The sequence below is a fragment of the Haladaptatus sp. DYF46 genome (assembly GCF_021083305.1).
Taxonomy (GTDB): Archaea; Halobacteriota; Halobacteria; order Halobacteriales; family Haladaptataceae; genus Haladaptatus.
Map to the genome: position 1 here is coordinate 41,037 of NZ_JAJFAY010000014.1, position 22,010 is coordinate 63,046.

The 22,010-nt window shown below is 51.0% G+C and carries 21 protein-coding genes and 1 tRNA gene; 12 read left to right on the top strand and 10 right to left on the bottom strand.

Translation table 11 applies throughout. The features are described from left to right. Window positions 1–2: 2 nt before the first annotated feature. Window positions 3–1,805, top strand: coding sequence for a glutamine--fructose-6-phosphate transaminase (isomerizing) (gene glmS, locus LJF34_RS28105; RefSeq protein ID WP_231190061.1), 1,803 nt, complete (start codon window positions 3–5; stop codon window positions 1,803–1,805). Between the two features lie 197 nt (window positions 1,806–2,002). Here the strand turns inward: glmS and LJF34_RS28110 are convergent, their stop codons facing one another. Then, window positions 2,003–2,251 carry a hypothetical protein gene (locus LJF34_RS28110; protein ID WP_231190062.1) on the bottom strand — a complete coding sequence of 83 codons (249 nt, stop codon included), beginning with the start codon at window positions 2,249–2,251 and terminating at the stop codon, window positions 2,003–2,005. Between the two features lie 495 nt (window positions 2,252–2,746). On the opposite strand from LJF34_RS28110, the gene LJF34_RS28115 reads away from it, so the two are divergent. The 6 genes from LJF34_RS28115 to LJF34_RS28140 all read left to right on the top strand — a co-directional run bounded on the left by LJF34_RS28115 (window position 2,747) and on the right by LJF34_RS28140 (window position 10,055). Next, complete coding sequence (locus LJF34_RS28115; RefSeq protein ID WP_231190063.1) at window positions 2,747–3,088, top strand: hypothetical protein; 342 nt, start codon at window positions 2,747–2,749, stop codon at window positions 3,086–3,088. A gap of 2,065 nt (window positions 3,089–5,153) precedes the next feature. After that, entirely contained in the window at window positions 5,154–6,539 is a 1,386-nt protein-coding gene (locus LJF34_RS28120; protein WP_231190064.1) for a hypothetical protein, read from the top strand. Window positions 6,540–6,585: 46 nt separating this feature from the next. After that, window positions 6,586–7,995: an ATP-binding protein gene (locus LJF34_RS28125; protein WP_231190065.1), complete on the top strand. Its 1,410-nt coding sequence runs from the start codon at window positions 6,586–6,588 to the stop codon at window positions 7,993–7,995. 132 nt (window positions 7,996–8,127) lie between these two features. Further along, entirely contained in the window at window positions 8,128–8,655 is a 528-nt protein-coding gene (locus tag LJF34_RS28130; protein WP_231190067.1) for a helix-turn-helix domain-containing protein, read from the top strand. 2 nt (window positions 8,656–8,657) lie between these two features. Further along, window positions 8,658–9,101 carry a hypothetical protein gene (locus LJF34_RS28135; RefSeq protein ID WP_231190069.1) on the top strand — a complete coding sequence of 148 codons (444 nt, stop codon included), beginning with the start codon at window positions 8,658–8,660 and terminating at the stop codon, window positions 9,099–9,101. Between the two features lie 765 nt (window positions 9,102–9,866). After that, window positions 9,867–10,055, top strand: coding sequence for a hypothetical protein (locus LJF34_RS28140; protein WP_231190071.1), 189 nt, complete (start codon window positions 9,867–9,869; stop codon window positions 10,053–10,055). Between the two features lie 169 nt (window positions 10,056–10,224). Here the strand turns inward: LJF34_RS28140 and LJF34_RS28145 are convergent, their stop codons facing one another. Next, entirely contained in the window at window positions 10,225–10,467 is a 243-nt protein-coding gene (locus LJF34_RS28145; protein WP_231190073.1) for a hypothetical protein, read from the bottom strand. A 742-nt stretch (window positions 10,468–11,209) separates the two neighbouring features. Between LJF34_RS28145 and LJF34_RS28150 the strand changes: the two genes are divergently transcribed. Beyond that, on the top strand, window positions 11,210–11,890 hold the full coding sequence (locus tag LJF34_RS28150) for an IS6 family transposase (protein WP_231190074.1): 681 nt from the start codon (window positions 11,210–11,212) through the stop codon (window positions 11,888–11,890). A 335-nt stretch (window positions 11,891–12,225) separates the two neighbouring features. On the opposite strand, the gene LJF34_RS28155 is transcribed toward LJF34_RS28150, so the two are convergent. Next, window positions 12,226–13,227 (bottom strand): hypothetical protein, encoded by a 1,002-nt coding sequence (locus tag LJF34_RS28155; RefSeq protein WP_231190076.1) that lies wholly within the window; start codon window positions 13,225–13,227, stop codon window positions 12,226–12,228. 216 nt (window positions 13,228–13,443) lie between these two features. On the opposite strand from LJF34_RS28155, the gene LJF34_RS28160 reads away from it, so the two are divergent. The 3 genes from LJF34_RS28160 (at window position 13,444) to LJF34_RS28170 (ending at window position 15,469) form a co-directional block, all read left to right on the top strand. Next, complete coding sequence (locus LJF34_RS28160) at window positions 13,444–14,061, top strand: site-specific integrase (protein WP_231190101.1); 618 nt, start codon at window positions 13,444–13,446, stop codon at window positions 14,059–14,061. A gap of 152 nt (window positions 14,062–14,213) precedes the next feature. Continuing rightward, a complete protein-coding gene (locus LJF34_RS28165; protein WP_231190078.1) occupies window positions 14,214–14,480 on the top strand; it encodes a hypothetical protein in 267 nt (88 codons plus the stop codon). 707 nt (window positions 14,481–15,187) lie between these two features. Next, a complete protein-coding gene (locus tag LJF34_RS28170) occupies window positions 15,188–15,469 on the top strand; it encodes a hypothetical protein (RefSeq protein WP_231190080.1) in 282 nt (93 codons plus the stop codon). A gap of 94 nt (window positions 15,470–15,563) precedes the next feature. Here LJF34_RS28170 and LJF34_RS28175 read toward each other — a convergent pair whose 3' ends face one another. The 7 genes from LJF34_RS28175 to LJF34_RS28205 all read right to left on the bottom strand — a co-directional run bounded on the left by LJF34_RS28175 (window position 15,564) and on the right by LJF34_RS28205 (window position 20,638). Continuing rightward, entirely contained in the window at window positions 15,564–15,713 is a 150-nt protein-coding gene (locus tag LJF34_RS28175; RefSeq protein WP_231190082.1) for a hypothetical protein, read from the bottom strand. Window positions 15,714–16,533: 820 nt separating this feature from the next. Continuing rightward, the gene (locus LJF34_RS28180) at window positions 16,534–17,061 is read right to left on the bottom strand and encodes a hypothetical protein (RefSeq protein ID WP_231190085.1); all 528 of its coding nucleotides are present in this window, start codon (window positions 17,059–17,061) and stop codon (window positions 16,534–16,536) included. A gap of 203 nt (window positions 17,062–17,264) precedes the next feature. Beyond that, window positions 17,265–18,524 (bottom strand): DUF58 domain-containing protein, encoded by a 1,260-nt coding sequence (locus LJF34_RS28185; RefSeq protein ID WP_231190088.1) that lies wholly within the window; start codon window positions 18,522–18,524, stop codon window positions 17,265–17,267. Beyond that, on the bottom strand, window positions 18,521–19,114 hold the full coding sequence (locus LJF34_RS28190) for a DUF3375 domain-containing protein (protein WP_231190091.1): 594 nt from the start codon (window positions 19,112–19,114) through the stop codon (window positions 18,521–18,523). The genes LJF34_RS28185 and LJF34_RS28190 overlap by 4 nt, the downstream gene beginning before the upstream one ends. Then, on the bottom strand, window positions 19,111–19,815 hold the full coding sequence (locus LJF34_RS28195) for a DUF4129 domain-containing protein (RefSeq protein WP_231190094.1): 705 nt from the start codon (window positions 19,813–19,815) through the stop codon (window positions 19,111–19,113). The genes LJF34_RS28190 and LJF34_RS28195 overlap by 4 nt, the downstream gene beginning before the upstream one ends. A gap of 155 nt (window positions 19,816–19,970) precedes the next feature. After that, entirely contained in the window at window positions 19,971–20,330 is a 360-nt protein-coding gene (locus LJF34_RS28200) for a hypothetical protein (protein ID WP_231190097.1), read from the bottom strand. A 234-nt stretch (window positions 20,331–20,564) separates the two neighbouring features. Beyond that, window positions 20,565–20,638: transfer RNA gene (locus tag LJF34_RS28205), tRNA-Thr, on the bottom strand. Window positions 20,639–20,786: 148 nt separating this feature from the next. Here LJF34_RS28205 and LJF34_RS28210 point away from each other — a divergent pair. Next, window positions 20,787–21,608, top strand: a complete 822-nt coding sequence (locus LJF34_RS28210; RefSeq protein ID WP_231190099.1) for a hypothetical protein — start codon at window positions 20,787–20,789, stop codon at window positions 21,606–21,608. Window positions 21,609–22,010: the final 402 nt, after the last annotated feature.

Genomic DNA, 22,010 nt, shown 5'->3' on the forward strand with positions numbered 1-22,010 from the left:
TCATGTGTGGAATAACAGGCTATCTTGGCGACGGGAACTGTTCGAAGATCGTTGCACAGAGTTTGAAGAATTTAGAGTATCGTGGTTATGACTCCGCCGGAGTTGCGTTACTCGATGGGTCCCTGCATGTTCACAAGCAAAGCGGACAAATCGATGACCTCACCGTTCCTTCGATACCCGATGCGACGTGTGGAATCGGCCACACTCGCTGGAGTACTCACGGTGCGCCGACCGACGAAAACGCACACCCACATACCGATTGTGAAAACGAGGTCGCGATCGTTCACAACGGCATCATCGACAACTATGAGACGCTCAAACGAGATCTCATTGGCGACCATGTGTTTACGAGCGAGACGGATAGCGAGGTCGTCGCCCACCTGATCGAAGACGAACTTGACAAGACCGAATATCTCCTTGATGCCGTCGAAGCAGTCGTCGCGATGCTTGAGGGAAGTTTTGCGATTGCTGTCACTGCAGCTGGCCATGATGGGATTGTCGTTGCTCGTCAAGACAGCCCTCTCGTTATCGGCCATGCTGACGACGCCACGTTCATCGGGAGCGACGTGACGGCATTTGTCGACCACACACGAACGGTTTCATTCCTCGAAGATGGCGATATCGCACACATCACCGAGAGTGGTCACACGATCGTGAACGGCGGTACTATCGTCGAGCGTGAGCGCAGGGTCATCGACTGGGATGCAGATGCTGCCGAAAAGGGCGGGTATGAGCACTACATGCGCAAGGAGATCCACGAACAACCCCAAGCTGTCCGTCAAGCACTCTCCGGTCGTGTCGACGAAGTCGCTGGTGTTGTCGACCTCGACCTATCGTTGTCAGAAGAGTACTGTCGCTCTCTCGATGAAATCCAGATAATTGCGTGCGGGACGTCATACTACGCTGGATTGTACGCTGCGGAACTCTTAGAGCGATACGCGGACGTGCGCGTCTCGGTTTCGATCGCAAGTGAGTACGAATTCCGAGAGAATCGTGATCCGTGGCGAACGCTCGTCGTGGCAGTCACCCAAAGCGGTGAGACAGCAGATACATTACGGGCTCTTAGAAAAGGTGCAGGCGCAGGCGTACGGACGCTCGCGGTGACAAACACCGTTGGTTCAACGATGGCCCGTGAAGCCGATGATGCTCTGTATATTCGATCCGGTCCGGAAATCGGTGTCGCTGCGACAAAGACATTCGCCTCACAGGTAACGACGCTTACCTTGCTGACCGTCTATCTCGGCCGCCAACGAAACGCTCTCTCATCGAATGAAGCATCGACTATCCTGAACGCTGTTTCCGAAGTTCCCGGTGCGATCCAGCAGGTCCTCGATGCCGAATCGACGGTCCGCCAGACCGCAGAGGAGTTTGCTGACAGCGATTCCTTCTTTTTCATCGGTCGGCAACTCGGATATCCGGTCGCACTCGAGGGTGCGTTGAAACTCAAAGAAATTTCCTATGACCATGCAGAGGGCTTTGCGGGCGGCGAACTCAAACACGGTCCACTTGCACTCGTCACGGAAAACACGCCTGTCCTTGCAATTCTAACCGAAGGAACGAACGCAGCAGAAACTTTGCACAACGTGAAAGAAGTCGAATCCCGGGGTGCACCTACAATCGGCCTCACGTCAGACCCCGACCCAAATGCAGTGTTCGATATCTCATTCCAAGTTCCGGATGTTGGCTTGATGGAACCGGTCGTTGCGAACGTCTACCTACAGCTATTCGCGTATCACGTCGCGAATCAGAAGGGACGCTCTATCGACAAACCTCGAAACCTCGCCAAGAGTGTGACCGTCGAATAGTGGGCGAGACGGTTCATATAGAAACATTTCCCGAAAAATCATAGATGAGATCGCGATGTTCGACATCGGACATACACACGTTCGGTATACTGTCGGAACAGCAATAGAGGAGTTTCTCACTAAGTGTGTACTCGCAGGTCTCTGACTCACTCATGTTCTTTGGTGCTCACTGTGGATCGGGTCAGCACTGGATTGGGTCACGATGTGAGAAGTCGCTGTAAGTGTTGGTGGGCCTTCTCGACCTGCTTTTCGGATACTGCATGAACCGAGGTTTTTCTGTCCATTTCTCTATTTTTTTGAGCTGCGATTTGTTCTGCTTGAGCAGCTGCTATCCCATGAAGCACGATATCTATGCTCTCTCCTTTCGTAGCAACTACCACAGCGTACCGTTCTGTTTTCTCACCCTGACCCGTGTCGCCACTCCCGTTTTTATGAGTTGCTGTCATAGGTGTCGTTTAGTCCCTCCCCCGGTAGTCTCTCTACTACCAACTAATCCATACATCGTGAATGATGAAAAATCCTCTCCTGTTTTCAAATCTCACTTTCAATCTGGATTTTGTGGATTGCCATCCTCTCCACGCTCAAGCGCGAGGATTCCTCACATTGGGAGCTTGGCAACTGACCCATGGAGGCAACTGACGGGCTTGTATCCACTTGGTTGAGACCTTTGCGGGTGAGGTTCCCCGACCAGCCGTGGTCAACCCACTCGAATCGCACGGACTGCGTCATTGACCCGGCTTCTCAATCGCGTTTTCCCGAAAAACCATCGTTGATGCCGTAAGCATATGGACCAGTATTGATAGTACAGACTGGGATTGGTTGTCCTGCTGTAATGAGACCAATTCCAAATTCATCTGAGTGATTTGCTACTCTCTCTAAAACTCAGGATATTATTCATAATACCTAAAATTTTTACCATAGAAAAAAGAACTAAATCATGCATGCGCCACACATACCCACACCGAGTCACGGATTTAGTCACCGCTCTGTTTGCGATCAGTGTTAGCACTGGAATCGCTGCTGCTCAACAAAGCGAAATCAATAATTCGCTTAGTGAAATCGAGCAATTCGTCGCGACCACGCTCGGGCAGATTGGAGTCATCGTTTTCCTCGTTGGTGCAGCGATGTGGTTTATCTCCGGCCGAAATACAAATCGGACACAATGGGGGTGGCGTGCTCTCTGGGGTGGCGCTGGGATGGTCGTTCTCTCGGTCAGCTATAATGTGTTTGTCACCCTGTTCGAAAATCTCGCTCCGGGAATGATCGTTCCACCGTTCATCTAATGATAGTCGAATAGTCTCCAGTATCTCATCAGCGAACTTGCATCAGCAACACTTCCATCACGAATGCCTCTCACAGACACACCTCTTCAACCACTGATTCTTGGCATTGTAGTGTCATTTCTGTTGCTAAGCTCATTTGCAACCAGCGCCAACACCACTCGACTCGCTACCGCTACTGACGTTTTTGTTTCTGATGACCTGGATCCCAACATCGGTGCATTGCCGCCATTCGTTCAACCAGACCTCCGAACGGTCCTCCAGTCCCCGAACATTTCAGCCGCGAATATCAGTGAAGCCCGTGATTTCGTTTATTCAACGTCCCAGCCAGCTTATAGAGTCGGTCCTCACAATCAGACACTCGCTGAATACCGCCGTTCCAATCTCCAGACTTTTCCACACAATCGCTCGACGAGCATGTGGTTTCCCGATTCGAATCGCTCGAACGGCACTGTCGTCAACAATGCGCATGTAACAATCCTGGGAACGGAACACGGAACACAAACCCGTCTTGGTCAGGCGAACACGTCCTCACAAGCCCTCTTTTTGCTTCCTAAGAACGGGACTATTCTCGCTGCACTCGATTATTCGACAGTACTTCCAAATCGAACCTGCAGGGTCACGAATGGCACGAAAACCTGTTTCAACTATTCCATCACGAGCCAGTCGGTCAATCGGTCTCTCAGAATTGGGTCTCAAACATGGATTTCGACGGAAACCTCTGAAGCACGTGCATCGCGCCCGCTTACATACACGAATGCACGAGCAACTGGACGAACGACGATGGTCGTTCAAGGGACGATCACAACACAGCTGGCCATTCACAAGACCGTCTCTATTCGGACGAGTTCTGGATGGCAGCACGTGAATGGAACTACGAATACGACTCTATTTTCACATACTGTACGCGACACGGCACCCGTCGTGATCACACCGAATCAGCAACTCAACGCGACACAAACACTTGTCACTGACAACGGCGAACTCGAACGAATTGTGCTGCGTTTAGATGGACCGACGACCGTCACTAATCGTCGACACTGGAGTTACGCAGCATTTGATTCAGGGCAGATGCGTCTCCAGAACGTATGGGGTGTTTACTCCCAGCATCGGTATTCGAATGCAACGATCGGCACACAACGACCAAACACGACGCTTTCACACAATACAACACGACCGTCTGTCCGACTCAACCGGTCGCTCAATCACTCTTCGTCACCCAACATGACCTCACAGAGAACAGTCCCGCCACCTGGTGTTCTCGAAAAGCAACTTCTCGCCGTTCGTAGTACGCCAACGATCGTGCCCACGGCCCCACAAGCAGCGTCGACGGCAACGGTTGGGCGAGTTCGCACTAGTCCGCCTGCTTCGGAGGCTGCTCCGCTGAATCCGACCGTTAACCTCTCATCGGTCTCACCCCGGACATCCACTCGTGTCCTCATCACAAACGTCGATCAGCGACTCACTACCCTCTATGATATCCATGGTGATGAGATTCCACTGGAAACGAGGTGTGTAACAGAGCACCCAGTTTCGATCACACTGCGGAAACAGGATAAGACACACGTACGGATTGAGCTTACTGACTCACAGACTGGGTCCCCGATTAGGAACCAACCGATCTATCTCCACGGGGCCGTCCAAGGCCGTGTCATTACCAATCAGGACGGTGTTGTTGTCGTTACGCGTGATGAGAGTGCTGTCGAGGCCACGTTTCGCGGTATCACTACTGACTCACGAGGGCTCTATTATGCTCCATCGCATAATCTGATCCGATTTGCACCATCGCCGTTCAACATCTATAGTGCACTATTGGCACTGAGTAAGGGGTTCATCGCTTCCATTGCGTTTGTACTGTTTTATCTTCCATTTCACTATCTCAAGCAACGATAATTCTCAAAATCTAAGAGAATATTTTCATGATGTGGCAGAGATATACAATCAAACGAAAGAAATTTGATACGCAATGGTTCTCAGCTTCCTCCGAACATACGGTGCCTCCATCGCTCACGATGGTACACTTACGATTCCTAAGCTTACAGTCGGAGCCGGGCATCTCCCAGCAGAAATGACATCATTCGTTTTGGCTGCTGGATTCACTGGCTGGATTGCAGATCTGTTTACATGGCTTATGACCAAACTCATGGGCTTTGTTGGACTGCTGATGTCCGGCGGTGTATACACGTTCTTGGTGTTCGATAGCCCCTATACCGATCCACAATATCTCCAGGCGTTTGATCATCTGTTGGGTATCTTCCCCCAATTGCTTGTGGTCGTGGTGATGGCTGGCTTTGCCTCACAGCCATTTTCAAAGAATGCCGACGTGGATAGTGTTATCCTGGTTTGGAAGGCGCTCAAGGCGATTATCTTTGTTGCCGTGGGGCGGCAACTCATGCATTTCGGCCTGTTGCTGGTGAACGCCGTTATCGCCTACATTTACCCTGATAGCTATGGCGCGTTCGGGACCGAGATGCTCAAAACTGGGATGGAGGGTGCAGCCGCTTCAGCAGGCGTCGTCGCAGTCGGCATGGTGATTTTGAGTGTAACCTCGATTATCGGAATTCTCCTTCTCTTTGCAATGCTGGTAATTCGGGAGTTCCTCTTCGTAGCAATGTTTGTGACGCTGCCGATTCTGGCGGTGATGCTCTATCTCGACTTCGGGCCATTCGAGGATTCAGCGAAAGCCGCGAAGATGTTCATCAACGCGACGCTCTCGCTCCTGCTTGCGGGTATTTTCATGGCCGCGCTCATGTTTGTGGGTGCGACGGCGATGGGGATCACTGGATCCGGTGCTACCACGCAGGCAGCGGCCACTGCAGGATCGGATCCTGGCTCGTTTAACGATGTGCTCGAGTCGTTCCTCTTTTGGTTGATTGGCTTGGTCGCACCTGCGATCTATGGGCTGAAAACAGCCATGTCATCGGGTTTTGTTCCTGGTCGAGTACGTAGTCGGCGGAAACGGACATCTCGAAGTCGTTCAGCTGCATCAGCAGGCGGATCACAGGAGTCGAGCCGTGCGAGTATCATGAACCAAGCACGCTTTGGAGGGAAGCAGGCAGGTAGCTACGCAGGTTCTAAGGCAGGTTCTCTTGATCAGCGTCTTACTGGTGGAGCCGTTAGTGGAGGCGTCAGTAAAGCTAATACAACCGTTAGCAACATAAAAAGCCGTGCTGGATCCAGAATTAAAGAACCGAAGACGGGACAGGGGTCAGCATTCATGGCGAAGGAGAGAAAGCACATAAAGAACGGTGGAAAGCGTGCTGCAAATGATGCTCGTGTCGGAACGAATTTCGTATTGCGGAATCTTGACCGCTCCCCTCTCGATTGGGCAGAAGCTGGTCTCGGACACTATCGCGAAAATCCAGTTATAGATCCATCTGAGAATGGATCAAAAGCGAACCAAAGTACGTTGAACGACTGGGCCGACTCTAGGGAGAAGCGGAGTTCAAGATAACCATCTGACATAATGGGTTTATGAAGGAGAAAATATAAGATAACTCATGGACGGTCAAGAAAACACAACGTCCACCGTAGCGCAGAACAATTCCTTACGTTCCCCACAGAGACTTGCCAGAATTGCGCTCTCTACGCTGATCGCCTCAGCGTGTTATTTACTTGTTCCAATTGTATTATTATTAGCAGCAGGTGAACTAGCCTCGATTGTTGGTGTACTCATCCCAGCGATTATCAGTATCTATGCTATCTGGACCCTTCCAACTTTCATAACCTCGATAATGTATGACCTACTAAGGCTAGTTGTCCGTGTAGATATTCAAGAGATAGATACCGGATGGATTCTTGGAGAGATTACCGGACTCACTCTGTTAACTGGAGTTTGGTTTCTTCCACTTTGGAGCCACTTTTCCCCACAGCTTGCAGAAGTTTTGCAACTATTCCGTGTGGCTCCAATGCTCGACAATCCATGGCTGATGGGTCTCAGTTGGATAGCATGCGTTCCAGTACAGTTGAGAAGTTTTTCAGTAGTTCTCGGAACAAATGAAAACCGCTCTAAGGAGACAGAGAAACAGCGAGTACGATCGGCTGAAGATCGTAGCCAACAGGAAAACCAACCCATTACACGACAAGAGCAGAGTCAGCACCGGAATCACGACAAAGAGGAGATGGCTGATATTCAGCCAGATCTCACATTTGACTGGCGGTCAGCTCCCACCACGAGCTTTCGCGATGTCGGTGGCATGGACTCCCTCAAACGCAATATTATGCGATCGGTTCTTCGCCCACTCTCACATACCGATGCTGCCTACGAGCGGTTCAACGTCTCGCCACCGAACGGTATCCTTCTCCATGGCCCTCCTGGTACCGGGAAAACACACTTCGCTCGAGCGATTGCTGGCGAACTGGGCCATCCATACCTCGAGCTGAGCGCTGGCGATATCAAAAGCCGGTGGGTGAACGAGTCCACTGAGCAAGTCAACCAGTTGTTCAATGAGGCCGAGCAATTCGACCGGTGTGTGATCTTCGTTGACGAGATCGACGCACTCCTTGCCGGTCGTGGGAACGATCTTCACCGTGAGCATGCTCAAGTCGTCAACGAGTTTCTGGCGCACTTAGACGATGAAGAACCGAGCTTTCTGCTTATCGCGGCGACAAACCGCGCGGATTTGCTTGATGAAGCCGCTACTCGCCGAGGGCGCTTTGATCAGCAGTACGAGGTGGGTCTGCCCGACCAGGAAGCGCGGGAGAAAATCTTCCGCGTGCGGCTCCGTGAACTGCCGACTGCTCTCGACGAGGACGACTACCAGTATCTCGCTGATCGTTCGGAAGGTCTCAGTAGTGCAGATATCGTCGGTATTATTGACGATGCAGCGATGCAGGCCGCTGAACGCGACGCAACAGCGATTACAGCGAAAGATCTCCGCAAGTCCTTTCCTGAAGCATCTCCCGAATGATCTGTTTCTTCAGCTTTGATCAGCACCTGCAGGGTGAGTGATCGAGAGATATCGGATGTTAGGATACTGCTGACGAAATAGATCGGTGAGAGGAAAATATATTAGTCAATACCGCTAGTTACTAACTAAGCCATGCCAGACATTGACCCGACCTCCGAATTCGATCTCGCAGGCAAGTTCGAGACAAAACTGGGCTCGGAACCAGCCGATGAGCGGGTCTACCGGGTCGCACTCCAACTCTATGAACCAGCGCGAGTGGCTGCAATCGCAGAGCGGGCTGATTGTGCACCAGATACCGCCCGTCGTCACCTGGAACGCCTTGTTGATATCGGCGTTCTTGAACTCGTTGCCGAAAACCCTGCGACGTACCAACGGAACGAGTCCTACTTCGAGTGGCGTAAGCGAAGCCGCCTCGAACAGCTTTCGCCGGGGCAGCTTCAAAGCAGGCTCGACGAACTCACAACGCGGGATCAAGCGCTCCGAGAGCGGTACGACGCCGACCGTCCAGGTGATGTCGACGTACTTGACCACGCTGACTACGACCAGGTCGAAGAGGTGTGGATGGAGCTTAGCGAGTGGGAAACTGTGCGACGCCGAATCAAACGCCTTGATGATGTGCGAAAGCAGCGAGCGGCCGATTCGGAGTCGGAGGCTGCCTAATCGTGGCTGACAAGGCTGATGAGACACAGAAGATTGACGAGGAGTTGCTTCGCTATCTTGCCCGGGTGCTTGCCAGTTTGGACGAGGTGAACACCACATCGTTGTTCCCCGCGAACAAGCAGGAAACACTGCTCATCCACCTGAATGTCGACTATTATCCGGACGCTGTTGATGATGTCCGACTCGAATTACGAGTCTACACGAACGGTACGTTTCATGTCTCGTACATCGAGACCTACGTCGGGGAGATCCAGCGTTGTCGGTGGGATCGACATGAGCAAAATCACAATACACGGGATCATTTCCATCCGTTTCCGGCTGCAGGGACAAGTGATGCAGAAGATCGGAACTTCCCAGCTGATGTGACTGCTCTGTTTGAGGCAGTCGTCCTGCCGTGGGTGGAGACGCGCCTTGGAACAATCTGGGCGGAACACGATGAGGCGTAACTAAACAGTGCCAGCAAGTGGGTGCTGAAGATTATCTTTCAAAAGGAGCGAGAGTTGGCTTTCCTCTGCCGTTTCTTCGATTTCGACGGCTTGTATATATGGCTAGTACGACGATACCCCCGAGGATTGGCAACAGAAAGAATGCGACGAAGAATCCCACTGCCCAATCTACCGCTGTCCCCATATTTCTACTGTTTGCATCTTTAAAAATCCAGATCGCTCCGATAAGAGCGATAAGAATACCGGCGCTGAGTGACAGCGTGACTTGCAGACTAACCATACTCGAGAATAGTGGTAGCAATAATAAAAGATATCCCGCCTATTCAGCACGACTCGATCGTCTACCGCCTAAATCGATAAGCGGAAGTAACACCACCCCGGTACCCCCACATCAATCTGTGCGCAGCCTGTGCCACAAACTCCTCACCGCTAAAGAACTAAGCGCCCTGACCAAGTACTGGATCGTATTGCGGATTTCTTTTTAGGGACGTTGATGATCCTACTTGGTCTCATACCAGCTGGATTCTTCCTCTTCGAACGAATTTCGACCAATCAGCTTGCCAGTAATGTTGGGACTGTGACTCACTATTCCCTGCTGAATCATGCTCTCGTTCAATTCGTAGTGAGCCTTTGTGGGCTCGTTCTTGCATCTGCTGGTATTTTGACGATCAAATACGGCCGTTCGGATATAGGGTCCGACACTGCTGATCTCTATTAGCGACGACGACTCAAGGTTTAATGCACTATGGCCAGAATCTGAGGATGATGACCACTACACAAGGGAACCTTCGTGGGAACCTGATTGGTGTCGTATCTATCCTGCTAACTGCAGTGGTAGCTCAACTTGTGGGGTCTCCTCTCCCGGATATCTTTGGTCTTGACACGTTTGTTTGGATTATCCTGGTTGGACTCTGTGTGGTCATATTGTTCATGATGGATGTTTTCGAGAGGTAGATCTCCTTTCAAAACGAATGCCGATCTATTACTACCTAGACCGATAAGTGGGAGTGGAACCACCCCAGTGCCCCAAACCAATCTATGCTCAGTTACTGGTGGTATCTTCATTTAGTAGTGCTCGGCGTATTCCACCCGATCCAACATCTCGCAATCAGTAATCGTTTGGTCAGGGAGCAACTGTGGCCTCACCATAGAGAGGTATCATAATGAGCAGTAGTAAAATAGCGCCAAGGGAGATAACAACAGTGACTCTCCACCGTCCATCTTCAGGGTTCGAAGCGATGGCGTATCCTGTAAGTATGAGGAGGATAAGTTGGAGAACGAATTCGAAATAGGACGCATTGAGTCCGAGACTGCCACGAAGCACGGTAACCATTAAAACCGCTGAAAGGGCGGTCAGAACAGCCATTGCAACTGTAGAACGCGACGTAGCACTAGTTGACTGTGCCATAATCATCGTCAGTACCATATTGATGAAAATTCGCGCCCCAACGATCGCAGCGAGGAGAGCAGGATTTGACCAATGTGGAAAGAGCCATTCAAACATAGTCTCTAATTTCTGGGAGGTATCATCAGTCTTTTTACTAGTTTATTCACTCCCTCTAACCAACATCAGCCGCTTTCTATTCCCCAACCTCAAAACGTCAGTAGACGACTCTCAGAACCCTTGAGTCGATATATGTGATTTCGTGGTCACATATTAACGTGTCAACTGTCGTCGATTTCGATGGCCGAATTCGACTGCTCCGAACAATCAGGGGAAAAGTAGTCTGCGTTCTGGGATTTCAGTGCGTTTGGCACTGTCTAGTTACTTGACTTCGCACGTTGGAGAACTGTCATTTTGTAACTGATGGGCTGGCTCTTAGAGAAGTATATAGCTACGTCGACCGTATGTAAGTTACGAAAAGGGCGTTTTCGGACGCGCCAGGGCCAAACTCCCACGTCTGGTGGTTCCTGCCTGGTGGCAGGACGCGCACCTTCCATGCGAGCTATGTGGACCACTACCGCGTCCTTGAACGCCCGATCAAGTATACGCACCGCGGTTGCTTAGTCTCCACGCTGCCAGCAGGGGTGAATTCCACTATATAAACGTGCGAAGTCAAGTAGTTAGGCCAGTTTAAGAAGCGAGCAGTTCCGTGGTTTTGGTGTTCATGCTCAACCAAGAACTGCTCAGTGAAACGTTAGAGACGGCGAATCTTGAATGTTGGGAGAATGAGCGGACGGCAACGCCCGTCAGGGCGTTTGCCGTCCGCCTCCACGCGACTGGTTGTTCGCTCAGAGAAACAAAAGAAATTCTCCGATTATTCGGTGTAAAACGCTCTCATCAAGCGATTTTTCAGTGGGTACATCGACTGGCTGACAGTGTTTCTGACCCGCCGTCGGCATCACCGACGCGGGTCGCGGTGGACGAAACCGCTGTCAAAATTAACGGCGAGTGGTCTTGGATGTACGCTGCAATAGACACCGACACAAAGCTGCTGCTTGGTATCGAAGTGTTTGATCGGCACGGCACTGATCAAGCGGCTGCGTTTCTAGCTGATCTGGCCGAGAAACACGATCTCTCAGACGCAGTGTTTCTCGTGGATGGCTACGGCTATCGGACCGCCCTCTTTCGAATTGGATTGAGCGGTCACCTTGACTATACCGAGCGAAACACCATCGAAAAATGGTTTCACACGCTCAAACAGCGGATCGACCGCTTTCATACGTCGTGGATGGGCAGTCGGCCAAGCGTCCAGCAGTGGCTTGAACAGTTTGTGCATTACTATAATCATCAGAGACAGCATCAATCGCTCAACAACCGAACACCTGTCGAGGAGGAGCTAAACTAGACAGTGCCCAGTGGATCGTTGGGTCTTGGAGATGATGCAAAGCAGTCGGTGATCGCTGTCTATTCGCTGCACGGAGCAACGATTTCAATTGGTTTGCTGGCCTGCTGTACTGGTGGACTAATTATTCGCCGTCAATTTAGCAGCCAGAGGCCAACGACCATGACTACGGCCGCGATGAGCCACGAAATCACGGCACTCGTGATGCGGGGGATACCGGTCATACCAGCGCTGTACCACGTCATGACCGCGATAACGGTTGCCACAATGAGCGTGGCACTCCCCTCCTCTAACGTGAATGAGACATTCATGAGTAGGACGTATTCGCTTGAGACCTATCAATGTCCGGTTAATCCAGTGCAGGTCGGGTAGCATGTGCCGCCAACCACGCCGGCACAGATGGCACCACACGCTGGCGAAATTGGGATGCCCACAATGGTTCCGGAGCACGCACTCGTGCACGCCGCACCGGAGAGTCCAGCGAGAGCCGAACATAACACGGTGCAGTAGTTCGTACAGACCGTACCCCATGGGCCGCAAATGACGTGGTTCTGGGTGGAGATGCCATCGTCATTCCGTTTCGGTGCGACCGACAGGTCGGCGCTCGTCACTGTCGCCGGAGCGACGTCACTCGTCATGACAACGCGACCAACGAATTCATCGTTGCGCGTGACGGGGACGTAAATGTCAAAGCGGTTGCGGCCGCGAACGAGAATTGATTGGCGTCGTGCGAGGTCACCGTCGGCGGTGGCAGCGTCGACGGCGTCGTCCGGGACGGCGCGCGCAACGTTCTGGACGAGCGAGGTACCGAAGTCGAACGTGACCGTCGTTGGACCGGCGTTTGCACCGCGGACACCGTCACCGACGGGCGTGCCGCCCTTGGCAGTCGACCCGCCCTTGATGGCGTCGGACTCGTAGTACGTGATCGTTGTCCCCTGTTCCCCAGGGGTACCGAACGTGACCCCGTATCCCGTCTCCTCGCCGTTGTCGTACTCGAAGGCCGCCGTTGCCTCGGGGGTCTCCCCGAGGATGTCCGCGACTTCGTCAACTTTCGAGGACGTGTTCGCACGTTTGAGGAGTTGTGCGCGCTCGCGCCCGCGAACGGGCGTCTTGTCGACGTCGTTGTCGGCGACTGCTGTCGCGGATCCGGACAGCACACTGCTGCCGGCGGTGATGGCGCCGAGGGTGAGACCGACGTGTGTGAGAACATCCCGGCGTCGTATACCGGAGTTGCGCATCTCTGAGAGCGCCGACCATGTCTCCGTACAGCCGCCGCCATCCTCAACGCGGTTATTCAGTTGTTTACTGTGCGTCTGTGAGTCAGCGTCACGTCTTGACATCTGTGATGAACCTCTAATATTCCAATATACTATGCCTGTTTAAATTTGATTAAATAATACTTAAACAATCAATCGAAATTATAGATAATAGTCGAGACACAACACCATCCAAATTCGGAGAGCAGAATGAGTGCATGTTTGTAGAGAAACACAAACTCGCGAAACTACCGAAAGCAGCCGATTCAACATTTCGATAGTACCGTCCCCAACCTCTCTATTGCACGAAATTCACAACTAACACGCAATGAAGACGGGACGTTCAATGTCTGGCTCAGTCGGGAGGAGTATCGGGCGATCCCCCGCGCCGCCGACTCGTTTGAACACGAGATCGCCATTCGGTTGATGGGTGACTGTGGCCTTCTCGTCACGGAAGTACTCGGTGTCACGCCCTCGGACATCTCGCGGATGGACGACGGTCGCCACTACGAACTCGAAGTCACGAACGGGAAGGATACGACTGGAAGCTACCAAGGCGGGAAGCAACGCGAGACATGGTTACCGGTCGAGGTTGAGGCAACGATCAATCGGTACGTCCAGCAGGCCGGTCTTCGGGACGATGACCCCCTGATTGGACGGTCGAAACGCACTGTCCAGTACTGGGTTGAGAATGCTGCCGACCGTGCTGCCGATGAAACGGGCAACGACGATTATCGGCGGGTGTCTACCCACGACTTGCGCCGCTGCTGGGCGAATCACCTGCTGGTCGAGGAGAACGTATCTCCGCGGATTGTGATGGCGCTCGGTGGCTGGTCAAGCTATGACGCGATTGAGCCGTATCTCGCTGCGCCCACGGAAGCGAATATTATTGCGTCGATGAGCGCTGTTGAGTTGTAAGCGGCTAATCGAGAGGCCGAAAATCACTACTTATGAAAATCATAAGCGGAAGTGGACAAACCCCGGGACCCCCGAATCGATCTATGCGCAGTCTGGGCTACAAACTCCTCACCGCTAAAGAACTAAGCGCCCTGACCAAGTACTGATGAGTGATGGATATTGATCGTATTGCGGATCTCTTTTTAGGAGCGCTGATGATCTTACTTGGTCTCATACCGGCTGGATTTTTCCTCTTCGGATGGATCCCGACCAATCAGTTCGCCAGTACTGTTGGGTCTGTGGCTCACTACTCCTTGTTGAATCACGTTCTCGTTCAACTCGTAGTGAGTCTTTGTGGCCTCGTTCTTGCAGCTGCTGGCGTCTTGACGATCAAATACGGCCGTTCGGACATCGGATCCAACAGTGCAGATCTCTATTAGCGACGATACAATGAACACAGAGGCTCTCTTCCTGCAGATGTGGATTCTGCGCTCTAACCTCATGAGAGGTAGCTCCCTTTGGCACTCTTGAGCCGATTACTATGCATTTCGTGGTATATATTGACCGTGCAAGCTGGTGGTGATTTCGGTGATTGAATTCGGCTGCTCCGAACAATCAGGGGAAAAACAGTCTGTTTTCTGGGATTTCGGCGAGTTTGGCACCGTCTAGTTTTCCTCCTCGACTGGCGTGCGTTCATCGAGGGCTTGATGCACCGTATTTGAGTTTCTGACTGTACTCTGCTGTACGAATCATACCAATTAACAGTTCGTGTCGGCTTCACCCTCGGAGTCAGCCCCCGAGGCACTCGCCTTGCTTATCTGTAGACGGCGAGAACTCACGAACAATTCGATATAGAAGATCGGTTTCTTTATTACAACCATAGCTATTCTTGTATGTTGAACGGTACCCTCCGAACCGATTCCCCCGTCAACAGCTGGTGAGTATCAGATGGAACCCCGATCGATCAAACCACTCCACTCCGTCTTCAGCACCCAAGAAGGCAACTCGAAATCCGCCAACGAAGCGAGCAGCACTCGTTGGTGGGGTTGCAGGGATATGTATCGGCCTCAGTTCGCATTTTTTGTTACTGGATTATTCTGTAGTAACTATTACCATCTGTCTCCTGTACTCCATCGGGGTTACGCTCATGATCGACTATGTCAGTATCCTCCGACAGACCCCCTACGATGGCGGAAGTTGGTGGACGATTGCCTTCGGTGCCACCACTGGACTCGTTCTGATGGTTGTACAGCTGGTCTACCGCCCAATCGTTCCAGATAAGATCGCAGTAAAGCGCGGCCTCCCCGAGGGAGTGAGGAGCGTTCCGCTTAACCTCATTCTTATCTTGTGGCTTCTCATGTTCGGTGTCGCGTTAGTCTCACTGACATACGGGATCGGAATGGCAGTAACGGACATGTCCGAAGGCTAATCCTCTCTGTCAGCCTCTCGCTAGCTGGTTCAGGCCTGCGCCATCCTTCCAAGCAGCCTCCTTTCTGCCATGGTAATTAGCTGCTGAGTCACAGTTAGAGTAGTTCACAGAGCAGTTCAATGGTAGTGATGGCGAACATGAGGACGATTTCCCCGAACCGTCGACCAACCCAGCGCTCGCTCTCGCGCTCACCCATCGCCATTTGCCCCGCCTCAACGACGCAAAGCTGATCGAGCGTACACACGGTGATCTTGTCGCTCCCACTGGGACGACATCTGATGCTGTGGAAGTGCTTGAGACTGCGACTGACTATTTCGATTGAGTACCTTATTATGGATTTTCAGAAATAGGCCTCTCTGATCACAAATAGTAGCCAGACTATCGGTACAAGAGCAAGTATCAAGCCCAATATGCCTATCGTATAGTTCTCTTCCAGGATTCCCCGCGCCCACCCCCTTCCGAGGTGAAAAATTGAAAAGAAAAGGACAACTAAAATCGCATTGCGAAGCGAAAAGCCCAATCCTTCCGTATTGGGATCAGGTGACGACATTCCGTAATACTCTTTCTCGTCTTGTCATAAGCATTCTCCCGCTACGTTCGTACACCTACTCAACGGGCGTTTCACCGAGAATAATGACTGACTAATGGGATATCAACAGAGCCAGTTTGACCGAACACCGCCGATTGCCAGTTGTATTTTTCACCCCAACTAGCATGTAGTACCTGTGCTAATCAAGACAGCAATCCGATTTCTGTTGCCTAATCGCTTAAGCGGAAGTAACCTACCCACGGGACCCCCGTCTTGATCTATACGCAGTCTGGGCTACAAACTCCTCATAGCTAAAGAGCTAAGCATATCCACCGTAACGCATTCTGCAAGCACATGGCTGCAGTCGAAACCGCAACGGACGACGGGACGCTCGATATCTTCCCCTCCGAGGACGAAGACAATGCTGAACTGGAAGACTGCGACTGCGACGATCTCAGTGGCTTCCCGTGTTGACCATGCGTGGGAACCGGGCAGAAGACTTGCCGAACTAACTCTTGTTTCAGTTCTCTGTCTCTCAACTTCTCTCTAGATCACCAAGATAGAGCGCGAATAGCAACAGAAGCAAAACACCTAAGAGAAGCGTAAATGATGCAGCTGGTATCGCTACCGCTCGGAGACGATCGAACACATCTGCTATCAATACTCCTCCAATACCGACGGTGAGAGTACCCACTGTGTGCACGCTAGCCACCACCAATGAGCGTGATCCTCGCCCAACTTCCTTCCCAAGTGAAATTGCATGTCCAGCGGCATCCCACGCCAGGATCGTTAGCATGATCGCTCCGAGCAACTGCTGGTGGCTCAATTGTGCTGCCCATCCATTTACTACAGCACTATAGATGAGCAGCGCCGTACTGATCCCGGTGAGCGACCGTGATACAGATTCATGAAGTGGATAGAGCCCGAGTAACAGCATGACCGGACCAAACATCCCGCCGACGAAGGCGCTCCGTTCAATGAGATTTATCGGGAAAACGATACCCAGTCCAAGGGAGATGGTAGTGAGGAGACTCCCAAACAGTATACATGCAAGTCCACTCATGCGATTCCAGCGACGCTGTACAACAATACTCAACTGGAGTATGAGCAGCCCTATTGCCTCGATGCCAACGATTTTTCGTTGGACCGGGTGTGTCGTAAGAACACCAGCGACACAGACTGCAGCACAGAGAGCAATGGTACTACTCGTATAACTCGGGTATGTCGTAATTCGCGTATTGGAATTGTCCATACTTTCCATCTCTCTTACCTACTCGGCCAGACAACCGGGTTTCCTGGTTGCCAATTACAAATCGGTATCTGTGCATCCTGTAGCATCTGGATTCGATTCTTTCGTTCAATTTGAGCAAGTTCTGTGCCAAGAGTTTCATCCGTGCTCACATCTGGGCTCACTACCGTCGGTGTATGACCATCTACCGTAAGATGTTGTGCCGCGGTCACTCCAAAATCATCTAGTAACGGAGTAAATAACGTCACATCAACGCTTTTTCCACTCCGTGCGAGAAAGCTTCGTATCTGATCGGAAGGGTCTGTGTCTTGTATGGATTGTGCGGGAGTTACAGAACGGGTCTGGTGATTCTTGAGGAGATGTGAAACTTCTGCTTGGTGGTACTGCCCTATACCTGGAGCTAGCCACTTGAACTCTTCTCCAATGATTGCGACGCCAATGCGCACAGACCGTTCACTGAGGAGTGTCGCTACCTTCGTCGCGGCAGCAACACTATAGGAGACTGCATGTGGTTCAGTTGCTCGACGGGTGCGGAACGCTTCTTCTCGTGCATCAAGACAGAGAATGACCGTTGTGAGCCGTTCCTCTCGAAATTCAACCGTCGTCAGATCCCCTGTTCGTGCAAACCGTCGCCAATCAATTCGATTTGCCGAGTCCCCACGCTGGTACGCTCGTGTCTGATAAAACTCGATGCCAGATCCACCAACAGTGGCACTCGTCTGGCCAGTGTGGCGCTGTGTCTGTTGCAAGGTAAAATCCCGAATCTCAACGGTACATTCTAGTGTCTCCTCTATGGCTGACTGCGTCTTGGACGAAATTTCTGTTTGGACTCGCGTGCTGGCACAGATATCATAGACGACAGCTGTTGCTGGCTCAAACTGGTGGGTGCCATACTTTGCTCTGACTGTATAGTGGAAGGTCGTTGATTTACCCGGACGTAGGGTTGCTGTGTGTCGTGCGGTCCCATCGGTAACTGCTAAGAGCGGTGGTACCCCGTCAATCAGTCGTACATCGAAGAGTGTTTGCCTACCTGTATTTGTCACCGTGACGGTGACAGTAACCGAATCATCGTGTTCCGGTGTCTCATCAGTAAGCGTTCGAGATAGCGCCAAATCGACTGCCGGTTCTGATGTCAACAGTGGGTATGTCACGTACACGATACAGACAACTGATGTTAAGAGAAGTGATGGCTGTTTGAGATAGACTCCAGCTGAGCTCGTAACTAAGGCCACAATGAATATTGTCTGCCATCGGTGAGTTCGGTGAACAGTCGTCATGCTTCTCCGTGCTCGTTCTCATTTGCTACAATTGCAACCGCCGTCTGTCGAACCCCATACTGAAATGCAAGTTGATTGGAGACGTGATTACGGAGTTGGTATCCACGTGGTGGCGTTGTTTCACCAAGGAATGCGGCTGCTGTTCGATTCTCGGTCCATTCACCCTGCTCAAGGAATCTTTCTGCTTGTTGGTGCGACACATCTCTCGTTCGCTGGATAGTCAGTATCGCTGTCTCTTGGAGCTGTGCCTGGATTTGGGTACGCTCATTAGGCGGCAGATGCCGAGGTAAGACACGACTAGCCACGATTTGCTCGAGTTCTGATCCAGCTAGAGGAATCTCGGATGTTGTTTCTGGCGTTGCGGGTATGCCTCCTGAATCGGTGGTCAGCCAATTAATATTGAGTAACATCGCAACTGCAACCGTCGCAATTGAAACAAAAGTGGCTCCAATAATCGATCTATTATTTAACCAATCGTACGTTCCCCCGATTTCTATTTTCGAGAGTCCAACCATTACTCCCGCAACAATTAGTAAAGAGATTCCGAGAAGTACCGTCCATTTGCGGGCAGTATTCAGATATCGATTCATTCCTGGCTAGCACCATTAGTAGAAAGTAGGTCTGAGAGAGCCGCCTGGACTCGATTGTGATGTAGTGGCGTTACTGGTTTGTTACCATACTGGACTTCGACAAATGCCTTCGTGATTGTCTCCACAGCTTTTGGATCAAAACCTGCCTTGATTACCGCAGCTTGACACTCTCTAGGTGTTCGAACTTGAGGATCGTCGATTTCTGCTATTTGAATCATTTCGATCCATGCTTTAGAGATATCGTTAGAAGGTTTTCCTCGTGGCCAGTCGCTTGCTGTGTGTTCTCGTGGTGTCGTGTTTTGATTATCGGATGGTGTCTTTAGGTGGCCTAATGTGATCTGGCCATGATTCTTCAAACCCAGCACGCAGATAATCAGCAGTAACAGACTTGTTATAAGGACGAGACGGTGGTTGTACAGTTGCTGTAAGCTGTCCAAAATCACGTTAATTAGCGGAAAGCCTGCTGCCCCGCCTCCTTTCATATTTAGCGAAAGGCCAAAGAGAGATAGAATTGCATTTAGAAGTAAATAAAGGAGTGCGAGGAGCGACAGTCCGGATTTTGGTGTTTGTGAGGATGAAAGCGTCGGTGTTGAATTTGTCGAGAGAGACAATTCTAACGTAGTAGTTGAGACACCCACGACAATAACGCAAAGGCATGCTGTAGTTACAGAGAGAAGTGAACTGCGAGTAATTTCGACCATCTATGCAGCTCTTATATCTTGTTCACAGACTTTGTTAGTTACGATAATTATGCAAGTAAAAATGATGCCTGTTTCTCCACTATGGAGGACGCTTTGGAGCGGTCCTCGGCTGAACGGACCAGCCTAATTTCGTTTTACTTGTCTCATTAGTTATTCTACGGATTACCCGAGGAACGAATAGCGCTATGCAGAATCCAACCGCTCGCAAAGGCAGTTCCAATCATAATCAACGATGGACCATTTCTGAAGAACAGCCACACACTCAAACCCAAGAGTGCAAGTCCTGGGACAAGACTTTCGAACACGTTGGGGAGTGCAAAGATAGCGATCAGCAGATCAAGCAGTTTTCCGAGAGCAAAGACACCAACAACTGGAAGTGTCCGTGTAAGCGGTAATCCAAGGAGTAGCGTGAGTCCTGTTGTGAGTATACCAATGAGAAGCCAGCCAAGGAAATCGCGCTGCTCTTGGCGTGTTGTTTGTAAGCGCGACTGAAGCAATAAAGTTCTGGAGCTCATTGAGCCAACTAAATATTCATTCTCCAAGAATTCTAATAAAGGTGATCATCTATCTCAGATTTCCCCTGAGATCCGTTTAAACCGCACGACAAACGTTAAACTGCAACCACTGCGAAAAGGGACAACAGGAGAGGCAGTACACAGACCAAGAAACACTACGTTAGTATCTTATACTAACCCCAAACAAACTCAGGAAATTTGTTCCTCACATGTGAGTGCACAAACCGTATGGAAAGCCTCGGGAGAAATTTGAACTCTCGACTGACTCCTTACAAAGGAGTTGCTCTGCCAGCCTGAGCTACCAAGGCACTCCGATATCAAAGCACACTCAACAAAGGCCTTCTCCTTTCCTTGTCTTTTGCTATTGTATTCATTCCATGTCCTCCCTTCAACTGGTAGATCACGTAACTAGTTGCCACACAAGAACTTTGATCAAATACAGATAACTATCAAAAAATGTTCCAGCGTCCGGTACAGCGAACTCTCTTTGATCTTGCATTCGGCGTTTATACTGCCATTCTTGCCCTAATAGTCGTAGGACTCCTCATGAGTACTCACTATCTTTCGCGTATCTCACTCGCTACAGCCTGCCTCGGCTTTTTGCTTGGCGTTGCACTTGCAATAGCTCGCGATGATCTTACTGAATTACTCGTTCGCACTCGTCTCTATCTCGCGCTCTCACTCGGACCACTGTTGTTTCTCCTGATCACCGATATTGGTACTTCTTCCGGCATCATCCCGGACGCGAATCTGCTACAAGATTTGACTGATGAAGCTCTACTCCTCACAATCACGGGACTCATTCTCTATGGTACAACCATGAATTACTATGCTGTGATCCTTCAGCAATACGAAGACGTGCTCGCAGAGTGGTTCGGACGAGCCGATACACGATATCTCCGTTTCGTTCGAATACTCTCGTTCGTGAGTGGTCTCGTCTTCCTTGCGAGTGGACTCATGCTTTCTATTTCAGTAGAACTCGTTCAGGGGTTGTTCGCCTCGATTGGTGGTGTTCTCCTTGCTAATGCAATAATCGTCGGAAAACCCAAGCATTATACTCTGGTTGAGAGCGGACTCTTCGTAAAGCGGAGTGGCACACTCGCTATCCGATTTATTCCACGCCAGCAGCTTCGCTCGGTCGACTGCAGTGGGGATATTCTCACGCTTCATCGGGGATTCCCGTGGCCAGTGCCATTTCGATGCCGACTCGCATCGATTCCAAATTCTGACTCGGTTGTCCAGTCACTTCGGAAGTACGTAGACGGCGATCAGACCTAAGATTTCTACCGAGTGAGGGCACGGCGAACTGGAGGTTGAGCAAGATATGATGCGATCGTGGCATCAAGGAATGGCGTGAGAGTATCACTGACTGTGTGAAGTTGTCGATGAGGAGATTGACGAGTACAGCAAAGATTCCAACGAAAACAGAACAATATCAGACCTGCTTGTCAAATAAGTGTTCTCGAGAGGAGGGAGATGATTTCGGTGATTGAATTCGTCTGTTCCGAACGATCGGAGAAAAGTAGTCTGCGTTTTGGAATTTCGGCCCGTTTGGCACTGTCTAGTTGGGCCAGCTTGAGGAATGAGCAGGTTGTTGAGTAACTTGCCTAGAGATGCTCGCAAACCTGCTCGAAGAAGGCTTAGACGCGGATTTAGAAGAAACTTGGGAGAACGAACGGA